This window comes from Bdellovibrio bacteriovorus (assembly GCF_001592735.1).
Lineage (GTDB): Bacteria > Bdellovibrionota > Bdellovibrionia > Bdellovibrionales > Bdellovibrionaceae > Bdellovibrio > Bdellovibrio bacteriovorus_D.
Map to the genome: position 1 here is coordinate 114,154 of NZ_LUKE01000004.1, position 13,799 is coordinate 127,952.

The 13,799-nt window shown below is 45.7% G+C and carries 15 protein-coding genes; 10 read left to right on the plus strand and 5 right to left on the minus strand.

Going from position 1 to position 13,799, the window contains the following annotated elements:
- Nucleotides 1–50: 50 nt before the first annotated feature.
- Nucleotides 51–1,250, minus strand: a complete 1,200-nt coding sequence (locus tag AZI86_RS15605) for an endonuclease/exonuclease/phosphatase family protein (protein WP_216635922.1) — start codon at nt 1,248–1,250, stop codon at nt 51–53.
- A gap of 144 nt (nt 1,251–1,394) precedes the next feature.
- Between AZI86_RS15605 and AZI86_RS15610 the strand changes: the two genes are divergently transcribed.
- A complete protein-coding gene (locus AZI86_RS15610) occupies nt 1,395–2,288 on the plus strand; it encodes a hypothetical protein (protein ID WP_061836212.1) in 894 nt (297 codons plus the stop codon).
- On the opposite strand, the gene AZI86_RS15615 is transcribed toward AZI86_RS15610, so the two are convergent.
- On the minus strand, nt 2,285–3,136 hold the full coding sequence (locus AZI86_RS15615) for an RluA family pseudouridine synthase (protein WP_061836213.1): 852 nt from the start codon (nt 3,134–3,136) through the stop codon (nt 2,285–2,287). The two genes, AZI86_RS15610 and AZI86_RS15615, sit on opposite strands and share 4 nt — an antisense overlap.
- A gap of 100 nt (nt 3,137–3,236) precedes the next feature.
- On the opposite strand from AZI86_RS15615, the gene AZI86_RS15620 reads away from it, so the two are divergent.
- Nucleotides 3,237–3,920 (plus strand): DedA family protein, encoded by a 684-nt coding sequence (locus tag AZI86_RS15620; protein ID WP_253715983.1) that lies wholly within the window; start codon nt 3,237–3,239, stop codon nt 3,918–3,920.
- Between the two features lie 14 nt (nt 3,921–3,934).
- Here the strand turns inward: AZI86_RS15620 and AZI86_RS15625 are convergent, their stop codons facing one another.
- Complete coding sequence (locus AZI86_RS15625; protein WP_061836214.1) at nt 3,935–4,993, minus strand: hypothetical protein; 1,059 nt, start codon at nt 4,991–4,993, stop codon at nt 3,935–3,937.
- Between the two features lie 160 nt (nt 4,994–5,153).
- On the opposite strand from AZI86_RS15625, the gene AZI86_RS15630 reads away from it, so the two are divergent.
- Entirely contained in the window at nt 5,154–5,555 is a 402-nt protein-coding gene (locus AZI86_RS15630; RefSeq protein ID WP_157684730.1) for a hypothetical protein, read from the plus strand.
- On the opposite strand, the gene AZI86_RS15635 is transcribed toward AZI86_RS15630, so the two are convergent.
- Nucleotides 5,515–5,913 (minus strand): hypothetical protein, encoded by a 399-nt coding sequence (locus tag AZI86_RS15635; RefSeq protein ID WP_061836216.1) that lies wholly within the window; start codon nt 5,911–5,913, stop codon nt 5,515–5,517. The genes AZI86_RS15630 and AZI86_RS15635 overlap by 41 nt on opposite strands.
- Nucleotides 5,914–5,951: 38 nt before the next feature.
- Here AZI86_RS15635 and AZI86_RS15640 point away from each other — a divergent pair, with 38 nt between their 5' ends.
- The 5 genes from AZI86_RS15640 to AZI86_RS15655 all read left to right on the plus strand — a co-directional run bounded on the left by AZI86_RS15640 (nt 5,952) and on the right by AZI86_RS15655 (nt 10,085).
- A complete protein-coding gene (locus tag AZI86_RS15640; RefSeq protein ID WP_253715984.1) occupies nt 5,952–6,836 on the plus strand; it encodes a TatD family hydrolase in 885 nt (294 codons plus the stop codon).
- Nucleotides 6,837–6,850: 14 nt separating this feature from the next.
- Nucleotides 6,851–7,762 carry a tRNA threonylcarbamoyladenosine dehydratase gene (locus AZI86_RS15645; protein ID WP_061836217.1) on the plus strand — a complete coding sequence of 304 codons (912 nt, stop codon included), beginning with the start codon at nt 6,851–6,853 and terminating at the stop codon, nt 7,760–7,762.
- Entirely contained in the window at nt 7,762–7,896 is a 135-nt protein-coding gene (locus tag AZI86_RS19465; protein WP_301335750.1) for a hypothetical protein, read from the plus strand. Before AZI86_RS15645 ends, AZI86_RS19465 begins: the two co-directional genes overlap by 1 nt.
- A gap of 86 nt (nt 7,897–7,982) precedes the next feature.
- A complete protein-coding gene (locus AZI86_RS15650) occupies nt 7,983–9,038 on the plus strand; it encodes a class I SAM-dependent methyltransferase (RefSeq protein ID WP_061836218.1) in 1,056 nt (351 codons plus the stop codon).
- 75 nt (nt 9,039–9,113) lie between these two features.
- Nucleotides 9,114–10,085, plus strand: coding sequence for a deoxyhypusine synthase family protein (locus AZI86_RS15655; RefSeq protein ID WP_061836219.1), 972 nt, complete (start codon nt 9,114–9,116; stop codon nt 10,083–10,085).
- Nucleotides 10,086–10,173: 88 nt separating this feature from the next.
- Here AZI86_RS15655 and AZI86_RS15660 read toward each other — a convergent pair whose 3' ends face one another.
- Nucleotides 10,174–10,476: a helix-turn-helix domain-containing protein gene (locus tag AZI86_RS15660; protein WP_061836220.1), complete on the minus strand. Its 303-nt coding sequence runs from the start codon at nt 10,474–10,476 to the stop codon at nt 10,174–10,176.
- Nucleotides 10,477–10,683: 207 nt separating this feature from the next.
- Between AZI86_RS15660 and AZI86_RS15665 the strand changes: the two genes are divergently transcribed.
- A complete protein-coding gene (locus tag AZI86_RS15665) occupies nt 10,684–11,571 on the plus strand; it encodes an MOSC domain-containing protein (RefSeq protein ID WP_253715985.1) in 888 nt (295 codons plus the stop codon).
- A 116-nt stretch (nt 11,572–11,687) separates the two neighbouring features.
- Nucleotides 11,688–13,772 carry an AarF/UbiB family protein gene (locus AZI86_RS15670; RefSeq protein ID WP_061836221.1) on the plus strand — a complete coding sequence of 695 codons (2,085 nt, stop codon included), beginning with the start codon at nt 11,688–11,690 and terminating at the stop codon, nt 13,770–13,772.
- The last annotated feature ends 27 nt before the right edge of the window (nt 13,773–13,799 follow it).

Below are 13,799 nucleotides of genomic sequence, written 5' to 3' on the forward strand. Positions count from 1 at the left end.
AAAATAAATGAGAAATAAAAAAAGCCGTGGAACCCACGGCTTTTTTTATTTTAAGAACCAGATGACTTCTTCTTAGGAGTTTTGGCTTTCGGCGGTGTCGCTTTTTTTGCAGCAGGGGCGGCTTCTTCTTTCACCGGGGTCTTTGCCGGGCTTCGTTGCTTCAATCGAGAATATAACGGGAAGTGATCCGAAACCCCGGTTTGCGTTTCGCTGTCCCAGCGCTTCGGATATTTACCTTTTGAAAGGTGAACATCGTTATAACGAATCACATCGATAGTTTCGGGAAGCAGCTTATAACTGCCTTTGCCGTCAGCCAGAAGGCCTTTGCTGAAGACTTGCACGTCTAAGAAAGACCAAGATTTGCGGTAATTATGAGTGCCATCGCAGGACTTGCAACCGACGAAGTGAGAGATCGCCCCCACATGACCCAAGGTATTCGTCAGGATCTTTTTGCTCTCTTCTTCTTCATGTGTGACGTTCAGGTCTCCGCCTAAAACCACCATGGCATCAGGGCCTTTGGCTTTAATAAGCTCTGCCGCATAAGCCGCAATCTGTTCTCGCCAATAGCTTGGGTTTGATTGGGAAGGAAAGTGACCGACTAAAAATGTGATAGGATCGCCATTAGGGGCTTTTACGGTGACTTCCAGAATACGACGAGATTTCTCCATCCACTCTTTGTCCTTGTCATTTTCCGGCTTCCAAGGGATGGGGTGCAGGACGGGCTTTCCCAGCAAGGGCAGTCGAGACAGAAAGGCCAAGTTAATGCCACGTTTATCCGGGCCATCGATAATGACTTGAGTCTTATAGTTGGCTTTTTCTAGCACCTTATTGAGCTGAGCTAAAACCACATCGCTTTCGATCTCAATCAGCATCAGATTGTCAGGGCCATTGCCATCAACCCCTAAAACGACTTTGCCGATATTTTCTAATTTGGCATCTAAAGCGTCTTGAGTCCAATCGGTGCCTAGGCACTCGTTGCGACGGTAGGTGCTGTCGTTATTGTCTTCACAGGCCTTGCGTAAAGAGGCATCACGCTTTTTTAACGACAAGGGCAGATAAGTTTCGTCGTTGTGGCCCGGGGTTTTTACGGTGTCAAAAAGGTTTTCTACGTTAAAACTCATCACACTGATTTCGTCATCTGCCTTCGGTGGTAGCTGCCACGTGGGCCTGTTGAAACTGACGGCACAACCGAGGGAAAACGCGAGTAAAACTGCTAAAGATAACTGTGAAATAAGTCGTAAATTTTTCATGGCGTCACCATAGAGTGTTTGACGGTTCTTCTCAAGCTCAAAGAGTTTTAAGATTTGGTTCAAGGGGCGCTGCCAAAAGATTGGCTATTGCGTAGCACGCCGCATTATGGCATAACCTTCAGAACCTTTTCTCGAGGAGATTTCATGAGCAAACGAATTTTGGCACTCGCTCTGACTGCGATGTTTGTAGCCCCTGCGACACACGCTGCGGTTTTAGATGGAGACGATGCCGTTGTTTCCAGCACTTCGGGAAAATTCAAAGACTGGTCTTTAAGTTTCTTCTCTTTGGCTTCTCGTCCGAACATGGAAGAAGGCAAGCCAGACCAAAAAGACCGTTCTATTTTTGCTTACAACTATCTTTCAACCAACTACAAAGTGGATTCAACGCAACGTTATTCACTGCGCGTGCCATTTGGTTATACCAGCCCCGGTTACAACGAACGTGGTGAAAACAAGTCTGAAGAATTCCAAATGCAAGATGTGCATTTTGTTTATTCAAACTATGACTGGGGATATATCGGCGACGTCGATCTTTCTGGTAAAGTGAAATTCTATTTGCCGACTTCAAAATCGACGTTGGATAAGAAATCAATCGGCTATCTGAAGTTTGAAGGTTATGCTGATTACACAATCAGCCGTAATTGGTCGATTGCGTACATCGCCAAACCAGAAATCTATTTGCAGACGCAAACTTCGTACATCAATTCCAACACCGGGCGAGCAAGCCGCACGGCGATTGCCGAGCTTGAACATTATGGTCAGCTTCAGTGGGACGTGCACAGCATGGTCAGCCTTCAGCTTAAAACGGGATTTAACGAGCGTTGGGAAAACTCCTCCGCGGCGCAAAATCTGGATGGCCGTCACTACACTCAATTCGTGTACGGTGCTGCCGCTTGGATTCGTGTGCAACGGGGTCTGATGTTTACGTTGGTGGTTGAAAACCAAACTGAAATCGGAACGATCCGTGGTGATAGCGCGAAATACGGCCTTCCCGAAAACACGGACTATCTTCTTCTAACGAATATCGCGATTCTTTAGATCTTAAAGGCGAAGTTTTCGCCGCTCAAAGGATCTGTAAATTCTAATTCACATGCTTCCAGCTCAATGGCCTCTAAGTCATTGAGCTTTTTTGCGCCGTAAGCGTGATCATTTAAGATCGGGAAGCCTTCGCAAGATAACTGCGCGCGAATCTGATGCGTTCTTCCGGTCAGCAGTTGAATGCGCAGTTCGCTTACGCCCACAGAGACTTCTTTGACATCAAGAATTTCTAAAAGACATTCTTGGAAGCCTTCTTGAAAATGGCGCTGTACTTTTTTAGGCGCGCGGGGTGAGGGCTCCATATAATGACGAAGCAGGCCGGGTTGAAGGCCCACGCCTTCCACGCGCGCGCGATACACCTTTTTCATCTCGCGTGAAATCAAAAGCTTATTAAAGGCTGATTGAAATTCTTGAGTGCGTGCATACACGATGAGTCCACGTGTGGGCACATCCAGGCGATGAGTCACGAAAACTTCGCCGCCTAATTCGTTAGCTAAATAACTTTGCAAGTTTTCTTGAATGTTGTCGACGCTGGCATGAACGGGCAGGCTTGAAATCTTATTGACCACCACAAAGTGCTCATTGATGAACAACATGCGTTCGCGCCATCTTCCGTCGTTGGCGACAAAACGTCGCGGCTTCGTGTGCACGCGCACATAGTCGCCTTCAGAAACCGAGGAATTCTTATTAAGTCGTTCGTGGTTCAAATAAATAGAGCCCAGGTCTAGCAAAAATAAAACTTCGCTCGCTGACATTTCCAAAATGCCTACTAAAACATCAATAATCGGTCCCGACCGAGGGCTGATTATATGACGAACTCCGTATTCAAATCCTCTGGCACTCTGCATACTATCCTTGATGGTTATAAAACTACACATAGCACGGTGTGGTAAGGGTGTTCAAGTGGGGTCCTTTCCCGCATAGTAAACCTTCTGGGAGAATTCAGTATTGGAATTTGCTAACGAGCCCATTTTTCAGTGGATGTCACAATTTGCTTATCAGCCGATGACGGTGTACGCGGCGTTGGTGGGCATGATGATGCTCTCGGCGGTGGGTTTTCCGATTCCTGAAGAGCTCACACTTATTTCGGTCGGTATCTTGGCTTTCATGGGGGCTCATCCCCAACACTTCCCACCCCCGTATCCGGGGGCCCCTGTTGTCAGTGTTCATACGGCTTCAATCATTGCCTTTACCGCCGTGGTGGGGGCCGACTTCCTGATCTATGTCATCGGTCGCGTCTTTGGCAGGAAGCTTCTTTATCATCCGCGTGTTCGTCGTTTCTTCCCCGAAGATATGATGAGACGGGTGGAAGAGTGGACTCATAAATACGGCGCTTACGCGTGCGGTATCTTCCGTTTTACTCCAGGCTTGCGCTTCCCAGGCCACTTGGCTTGCGGCATGCTTCAGTACCCCGCGTGGAAGTTCTTATTGATTGATGGTATTGCGGCATTAATCAGTGTGCCGACGCAGATCTATTTGCTGGCCCATTATGGCGAACCTATCTTGACGAAACTGCGTCAGTTTAAGATCGTTTTGTTTTCGGTCATCGGTCTATTGATTATTTACTTCGTGATTAAGAAGTTGCGCCAACGCTGGTTGCAACGTCGGGCGCAGAGATCTCAAGGTGTGTAAGTAAAAAAAGCGCTTTAAGCGCTTTTTTTACCGAATATATTTTCTTCCGTCAGTTCACAGCATAAATGCAAAGCCACTTGTTTACCGTGGTATTGGGGTTCGACGTCTTTCCAGAAGATTTTTTCGTAACCGTTTTGCAAGCCAAAAATTTCTTCGCGGATCTTAAATAGCAAGCCGGCAGGGGAACCCAACAACCAGTCCATTTGAACTAGGTAAAAGGCCTCTTCAAGCTCAATCGGATTTAATGAAGCAATAAAGCTGGGTGGTAAGTTGTCTACCAAGTGACAAGCGTGGTGAGAATACTTATGGAAAGCTTTTTCCATAGGACCCACGAAAAGTTTTTCCACACGCCCTTCGGGCGTTTTAGGACCCGAAAAAGGTTGCGAGAACTTTTTGAAATTCCAGTAAAGTAAAGCATCATTCACCACGTACTCCGCGCGGGGCAAATAGTCCGTGATCGCATCAATACGCAGACCTTCGTGCGAATGATCTTCGACGTGGGCGTTGTGATCAACCGCCACCAGACTGCGCAAGTGATAAAGAAAAGAATAAAGCGTGTGCAGCTTATCCATGAATGGTTTAGAAAAATTTAAGCCGAAATTGTAAAGCAATGGACCACCGATTTTACCTTCAAACCACGCAAAAGTGTCTAGTAAGGGGCCAATAGCCGTCAGGTCTAAACCCCAAGGTTTCAATACGGTTTCAAATTGTTCGTTGAAATGATTTTCAAACTCTTTGCAGATTTCCGGATTCACAACGGCCAACTGCGTTTGCAAAGCACGCGTGCGTTGGTGAGAGCGCTCGTAAAGCTCGCAATGGGGTTCTAAGGCCTTCCACGCTTCCGTCGCAAAGTTATAATCCATATGAGGAGTGGCCACTGGGCTTTTGATGAAATGATTCAGCTTGATCATTGACAGAGCCGTCAATGCATCGGCCATGTACTTAAATGGCTCAGAAGCTTGAAATTTTTTGTAACTCTCTTCTTGAGTCCAAAACTGAACTTTCAAAGGCTTCCAAGTTGTGCCCTTTTCCATAGTCACATCGTAACCCAAACGTAAGCTTTTGTGCTTCATACACACTCCTTGACGAGTTCTGATCGGTTTTTGTTTTCTATCCGTAAAGTCCTGAAACAGAATCGAGCTAGCTACAACGAGGAGTATCAATCAAATCAAGACCAAGATCGGTGTTTGGAACTGAGAGAGTCGCCGATAAATAGGGGTGAGGGTGGAGAATATGACTGTAGCGCAATTGATCGACATGCTTAAGGGTAATAAGGAATTTATTGATAGTACTCCTTATGGCTACATAGAAATAGTTGGTGATAAACTTGGCCCTGTTGTTCGGTGTGAAGACTCTAGATCGCTTGATAGGTATATTAACTCAAGACTTAATGACCTGGACGTTGTAGTCATCCGAGAAGCTGATATAAAATCAAAGACGCTGTCTGTGGAAACGAATGGCTTTGGTCTTGTTCTCGATTACACCCTCACGGCTTTTTCGGTAGTTGAGTTTAGTATGCACGAAAAAGAAGCTAAAACCACTGATGCAAGCTTAGACACCGCAAAGTCTTTTAACGCAGAGATGATCCACCTTTTTATTGATCAGAGTAAAGATAAGAAGAGACTTGTCTCATAAATTGCAAGAGAAAGTCTGCCGAATCTTTAAGATCGAAATCGAAGTTTTGAATGCGCCACTCCTCCTTTTTATTTTCAAAGGCGATAAGTGCAAAATTAATAACGGGATGAGCTTTACTCAGTGGTGAGATTTCGTTGGTCCATCGTCTGCCTGTTCCGAGTCGGTTAGTCAGCAGAATCAAAGGTTTCGCTTTGGGATTGTTCGTATCAAAAACTCCGATGTACGGGATGTTGTTATTAGTCTTGGGGTCGCCAATGGCAAAAATCAATTCGATCGGAATATTAGATTTTGTCTGTTTAGCCATATGCGCACGTAATTCATCGAAAAACTGTGTAGCTTGTATGTTATTTATGCTCATGCAGACCTCTGTCTGCATAAATGGCGCGAGGGTTCAAAATGATTAAATTGCGTACAGAGGCGATGGCCGTCCGATGCGCGGGCACTTTTAAATTGCTCTCTAAGGTCTTTGAGATATTCTTCTCACTTATGGTGGGATTTGGAATGTGGGTGGATGCCCATGGACATTTAGCAGACACTCGTTGGGACGGCCAGCAAGAACGAATCATTGCCGAGGCTCGCGCCAAAGGTATTCATTTTTTTATGCAAGGGGGCGTGGGACCCGAAGATTGGGATCGTCAACGCGCCTTGTGGCGAGAGCATTCTGATAACATCGGCCTGTGTTTTGGACTTCATCCTTACTGGGTCATTGATCATGACGAAGACCAATGCGAAGAGGCGCTGGATATGTTGGCGGGGGCCCTTCCGGAAGCCATGGGGCTTGGGGAAATGGGTTTGGATTTTCGCCCCCATATTATGAAAGACTCTCAAGAACGTCAGATTTCCGTGTTTGAGCAACAGTTAGAGCTTGCCGGGATTTCGGGTAAACCCATGGTTTTGCATTTGGTGCAGGCTCATCAACAAAGTCTTAAAATCATGGATATCTGGGGGTTACCGACCCAACGAGGCCTGGTTCATTCTTTTAATGGCAGTTGGGGGAAGGCTCAGGATTTTATCAAGCGGGGATTGTTTCTTTCGGTGGGGGGACCCGTATGCCGTCCAGAGAACCAAAAGTTGCATCAAGCCGTCAAAGAGTTGCCGTTAGAATGGCTTTTAATTGAAAGTGACAGCCCGGATCAAGGGGGGCCTATGTATAAAGGGCAACTGAATCCTCCTGAAAGCATTTGGGAGGTGGCAAGAACTATAGGCGAGCTGAAATCACTTGATCCTACAGAAATATTAGATATCACTACAGCGAACTTTCGCAGACTTTTTAAGCTGTAATTCCGAGGACCTTGATGGAAACACCTGCTACCGAAAACATCTCCAATAATGCAACTTCTGCTTCTCTGAGCGCAACGGAACCGGTTCAACCGCCAGAAACACAATACGTTTTGCATCGCCGTTTTGATCGCATGGGGCGTTTGGTCGGCGACTCGGTGATGAGCAAGCTTTTTAATTCGCACGTGATGGTGATCGGTCTTGGGGGTGTGGGGTCTTGGGCCGCAGAATCTTTGGCGCGTTCAGGTGTGGGTAAAATCACCGTGATTGATTTTGACGAAGTTTGTATCACCAATGCCAATCGTCAGTTGCATGCTTTACAAGGTTTGGTCGGTAAGAAAAAAGCCGAAGTGATGGGCGAACGTTTGCGCAAAATCAACCCGCAAGCCACCATTCAAGTGATCCCTGAATTTTATAACGAAGAAAATTCCGAAATGATGTTATCGCATAATCCAGATTTTATCGTGGATGCGATTGATAATATGACGGCGAAATGCCACTTGCTAGCTACTTGCCGCGCTAAGGGTATCAAAGTGATTACTTCGGGTGGATCTGCGGCCAAGATGGATCCAACAAGAATCAAAATTACGGATTTAGGAAAAACTTTTGGAGATCCGATGGCGGCTTCGGTGCGTAAGATTTTGCGCCAAAAGCATGGGTTTACTGATAACAAAAATTTTGGCATCCCTTGCGTTTTTTCCGATGAAACACCTCGCTTGCCAGAAGAGCTTAAGTACGATAACGGCAATGGTTTTAAGTGCGTATGCCCTCAGAAAAGTGCGTTGCATGGTTGTGATAACCGCAACGTCATTCACGGAACCGCAAGCTTTGTGACGGGCTCGTTTGGTTTGTTCATGGCCTCTTATGTAGTTAATCAAATTTATGCCTCTGTGAAAACTCAAAACCAACTCACTCCAGAGGTGCAATAATGATCGTGGCTGCTTGGTTTACCCTTGTTGGTTTAATTATCTTAGCGGGTTTCACACTTCTGGGATTGACGTTTGTGCATTGGTACAAAGAAAGTAAACGCAAAGCCAAAGAATCCACTGACGCCGCTGTCTAAAATAGCATCTCTGACTTGAGAGCTTTGCCCACTAAGGCTAAGCTTTATTAGGCCCGGCAAGGGCTTGCGAGGAAAGAGGTGTTTTTATGAAATTGAAAATTCCTTATAAAGATAAGATCACATTAGGTTACTCGCTCATGCGCTCGGCTCACTTCGCGGCTCAGCAGTTCTCCTTGCCTTTTTTTGAGTTCTTAGCGACGGGAAAAACCGGACCGCGCAAATCCTTAGAAGCTCAACACATTAAGCGCCTTTATTCTGAACTTTTTCAGTTATTAAAAAAAGACAGTGAAAATATCGCACGCGGGCTTTATCCCTTGGATGTTTTAAAGCCGGAAAAAGCGGTTCGTCATTTTATGCGTTATCCGCGCCTTTTGGTTGATGGTTATCAGATTTCAAAACGTCGTGAACAGCGCAATCAGAATGATTTTGATCCAGAAGCGCAGGAGTTCTTAAAAGAACTGCCCGAATACTATCAGCGCAATTTCCATTTTCAAACGGGTGGGTATCTGACGAAAGATTCGGCAGAACTTTACGAGCATCAAGTGGAAATCTTATTTTCGGGCTCAGCGGATGCCATGCGCCGCTTGATCATTCCGTTAGCCAAAGAAGCTTACCCGGGTGATGGTGAGGGCTTGCACTTCTTAGAGGTCGCAGCTGGCACGGGAAGACTCACGCGCTTTATGAAGCTTGCCTACCCCAAGGCCAAGATCACTGTTTTGGATTTGAGTTATCCGTATCTAAAAAAGGCGCAAGACAATTTGAAAGAGTTTGAGCGCGTGGATTTCGTTCAAGGTGCGGCGGAAAGCCTGCCATTTCAAGAAGGCAAGTTTGACTTCATCTATTCTTGTTTCCTATTTCATGAGCTTCCCCTTGAGATCCGCCGCCAAGTGGTGGAGGAAAGTTTTCGAGTTCTTAAAGCCGGAGGCCACATGGGATTTGTCGACTCTGTGCAAAAAGAAGATGCTAAAGATCTGGATTGGGCCTTAGAGCAATTCCCAGTCGATTTTCATGAGCCTTTTTACAAGAACTATACGCAAAACCCCATGGAAGGTCTGATGCATTACCGGGGTTTTTCGCATATCAAGAAAGATCAGGGATTTTTCGCCAAGGCTGTTCTGGGTCAAAAACCTTTGGACCATTAAAATCGCTTAAAAACTCCCTTGAGTTTCTGGCTAGAAGTGCTACTTTCCTGGCCTTTAAAGCAAGGAGCATTTGTCATGGGACCTATTTCTCAGTTCATCGATCATCATTATCGTCATTTCAACGCCGCAGCACTTAAAGACGCCGCTGTTGGTTACAAAAAACACATCGCGAACAACGGACAAATGTTAGTGACTTTGGCAGGTGCGATGTCGACGGCGGAATTGGGACTTTCTTTGGCGGAAATGATTCGCGCGGGTAAAGTCCACGCGATTTCTTGCACAGGGGCGAACCTTGAAGAAGATGTATTTAACTTAGTGGCGCACGATCACTACGAGCGCATCCCGAACTACCGTGATTTGACTCCGGCGGATGAACAAAAACTTTTGGAAAAGCACTTAAACCGCGTGACGGACACCTGCATTCCAGAGCACGAAGCCATCCGTCGTATTGAAGGGGCCGTTCTTGAGTACTGGCAAGATGCTGACAAAAAAGGTGAGTCTTACTTCCCGCATGAATTCATGTACAAAATTCTTCTTTCTGGAAAATTAAAAGAACACTACCAGATCGATCCCAAAAATTCTTGGTTGTTAGCGGCGGCTGAAAAAAATCTTCCGATGGTTGTTCCGGGGTGGGAAGACTCCACTTTGGGTAATATCTTTGCTGGTTACTGCATTAAAGGGGAAATCAAAAAATCAACCACGGTTAAAGGTGGTATTGAGTACATGAAAACGTGGGCCGAGTGGTATATGGGCGCTTCTAAAAAGAACCCGGTTGGCTTTTTCCAAATCGGTGGTGGTATCGCTGGCGATTTCCCAATCTGTGTCGTTCCAATGCTTGAACAAGACTTGGGTCATGAAGATGTTCCTTTATGGAGCTACTTTGCGCAAATTTCTGACTCTACAACTTCCTACGGTTCATACTCTGGAGCTATTCCAAATGAAAAGATCACTTGGGGTAAGCTAGCTCCAACAACGCCAAGCTACATCGTCGAATCAGACGCCACCATCTGTGCGCCATTGATCTTCGGATACGTTCTTGGTTGGTAGTGGCCTGCGGCCGCAGAGCTGGAGCGCGGACAGGCGCGCAAGCTGAAGCAGCACGTTCTAAAAAGGGTCTCATGCGAGACCCTTTTTTTTATTTCCCGCGTGGCGAAGCCGGGCGTAACACAATCTCATAGAGTCCGGCATTGAGCTCTTCTTGAAGCGAAGACTGAGGCAGCGACGACGGAGCCGAAGCTCTTTTAGGTCTGCCGAAGAGTTCTTCCACCGATACATCCAAAAGATCGCAGATCTTAAACAGATGATCCATCTTGCGAGGCTGCTGTCCCGACAGCCAATGATAGAGAGTCTTAATGGGCACACCTGATTGCTGCGAAAGTGCGGCAACGCTCATTTTTCGGTCGGTCAGTAGACGACGTAAGTTATTTGCAAAGCTCATAGACGACCCTTTTGAACAAACCAAGATTTAGTTTTGAAAAAATCCTGAAGTTTATTAATAAAATTCTCAGAGCTGAGACAAATACCTCATCACCGAGAAGAATTAGGTTTTATACGGGTATCATCGAGTGGCATTCGTCTAACAAACTCGACTACTAAGATATTTTTTTTGAACTTAATCACTTTTGTTTCGGCAACAAAAAAGCCTATGAGCCTTAAAGGCGCATTTAGTATTCAATCTGCCTGCAGCAAAATCAAGAAAGATCTTGATTTAGGCTCGGGAACGAGAAAGCATTTCGTTATGAAAGTTCAAGAGCTTCACATTTATCCGATCAAGTCGGCGCGCGGCCAAAAAGTAAAAAACTTTGAGATGACCGAGCAGGGCCCGGTCGGGGATCGCCAGTGGATGCTCATTGATGATAAGGGAAGTTTTCTTTCTCAAAGAGGCTTTCCGAAGATGGCGACCATTGAAACTTTCTATGAGCCCGAGGCCTTAACGGTAGGTTTGGGCAAAATGTTCTTTAAGATTTCCACCAAAAACAACTTTCAACGTAAAGCCACCGTGCAGGTGTGGAATGATTCCTTTGAAGCGGCCTTAGAGCCGGATCTTTACTCTCAAGGTATTGCCCAATATTTAGGAACTTCTTGTCGCCTTGTAAGATATGCGCCTTATTCTCAGCGCCGTGTGCGATCCAATGATGAAGGGAACTGGAGCCCCGAGGTTCGTTTTGCGGATGGTCGGCCTTTGCTTTTAACCAGCCAAAAAAGTCTGGAAGACTTAAATTCTCGACTTTCTGTGCCGGTCCCGATGAATCGTTTTCGTCCTAATATTGTCGTTGATGGGGCAAAAGCATATGAAGAAGATCAGTGGAAGAAAATTAAAATCGGATCTGTGATTTTATCTCAACCCAAAGCCAGCATTCGCTGTGTAATTATAAACATCGATCAAACCACGGGTGAGTCGCGGGGGCCGGACCCCCTTAAGACTTTGGCGAGTTATCGTCGTATTGAAAGAGGAGTCAGCTTTGGGGTCTTATGGATCCCGGAAAACACCGGGATTATTTCAGAAAACGATGCGGTGGAAGTTCTGGAATAGCGCCGCGAATTGGTAGCTGTAAAATTCTTTAACAGATAAAATTTGCTTAACTCGTTAGCGGGCCCGGTCTGTAATGTGCAAGTCTTGTCCTGAACCCGAAGGTTTAAGGATGTATCATGTTGAGACAAGCCGTTCTCATATTATTATTTGTCATCGTTGCTGTTAAGGCAGCCTTTGCCGCCGATTCTGAAAAAGGATTGTACCTGACCTTCGAACAACGAATGGCGATCAGCTATGCACTTTTAGCGCAAGGTGAATCCAGTGAAAAAAAGGCTGAAATCGTTCAACGGGGTAAAGACTATCTTAAAGGTATGTTAAGTCAGCCCATTGAAACCGTCGCGGTTAAAAGCTTCGCAGATTTTTTAAAAGCCATGCGTGGTGAATGGCCGAATACTCACAGCTTGGCTTTAGACGTTGAGATCTTAGAAAAAGCGGGACCTCGATCTATTAAAATGTTCACCTCCCAAAGTCCTCGCGTACAAAAACAAATTGAAGACTACATGAAGTGGCAACAAGTGCAGCTGTTAAAAATGGCGGGCTCTGAAGGAGCGGCTATTGGTGAGGCAGCGAAAAGTTTTGGCGGTCTTTTAAAGACCATGGCTACAAATCCCATGGCGCAAAAATTAGCTGAAGGCTGGCTTTTGGATCAAAGTGAAGCCGTCCTGGCGGATCGAATGAAAGAATTAGATCGCGTCGGTGAAAAAGTGGCGGAGTCAAGTTTTGCAAAACAGCAAGATCCCACCTCGCGCATTTTTATGCAAACTCTTCTTAGTGAATACTTTGCGCGATTAAATCCTTCCTCTAAAAAATTAATCGTGAGTTCCTTCTTGGGTGGCGATTTGTTAATGGACGATATGAAAAAATTTGAACTGATGGTTCAAAGCAGTGGTCCGGCGTTGCAAAAACTTCTGCAAGTCGTGGCTCGTCAATCAAATCTTCCGCGTGAAGTCTTGGCGGTGTTTCGTCGCCTGGAAAGCTCTGTCAGCCCAGTTCCATGGGTTCTTGTTGATGAAATCGTGAAACAAGAAAAGAAAAACTATGACTTTTCTTATTTCGAAAAGAAACCTTTGGGCGTAGGAACAATGGCCCAAACTCATCGCGCAAAAATCAAAACTCGCGGTGAGCAGTCCGTGGTGCCGCGCTTTATTAAACCAGATATCGCCCTGCGTGTGGAAGAAGATCGCAAGATCTTAAGCGAAATAGGTCGCATCTTGGATTCAAATCCTGACTTTATCCAAATGCAGGTGCCCAAAGTCAGTCCGGTTGTGGACGACATCATTAAAACGATCGTAGCTGAACTAGATCAAAACGCGACGATCGAACGTCAAAAACAAGCCAAAGTCTATGAACGCGTAGTTCCGTTTGTTTCGCCAGAATATAAATCTGAACTTGAATTCCATGTTCCGAAGATCCACGAACCAAAAACCAAAGACTCAAAATTGATGGTTCAGGAGATGGTTTATGGCGATAAGTTAGATGCCGTAGCTGAAACTTATCAAGACGCGATTCCGGGTCTTAAAAAAGCTATCGTGGAAGCCATGGCTCGCACATGGGCGCAAGAAGCCTTGTTTGGATCGGGTTTTTATCACTCGGATCTGCACCAAGGTAATTTTATGATTGACGTCAAAGAGCCGCGTATCATGGTCAATATCCTTGATTTTGGTATGGGCGGAACGATCTCTAGCGACATGCAACGGCAAGTGATGGTTTTAGGTGTCGGGACCGACATCTTGAGTGCGGAATTAATTGCGCGCGCTTTCTGGGATCTAAGTAATAAGGCCAAAAATCAAATCAGCGAAAGTGATTTTAAAAAGGCCGTTGTACAAAAGGTAAATCTGATTGCCAAAGGTAAAGAGCCTAATATCAGCATGGAGTTATGGATGGCTTGGGCCTTAAACCGCAACTTGGCTTTGCCCTATGAATTTGTCAGCTTAAACCGTGGCATGGCCATCATGAATAAGCTTTTAGAAGACTCCGGCAGTGCTTTAGATCTAACTAAGATCACCAAGTCCATCGCAAAAGAAAACCCACGCATCGTTTATAATAACTTGGTGGTGAAAGAGCGTCTTTCTGCCGAGGACCTTGTGCGTTTAGGGTGGAGCGAGATGAAAGCCATGTTCCAAAAAGAGCCACCTCGATTGCGCACCTTGGGAATGCCAAAAATACCGGCGCTAATTAAGTGCCAAGCCGTCTTTCAATAAGGGAAATCTCATTTTGAGCCTTAAATA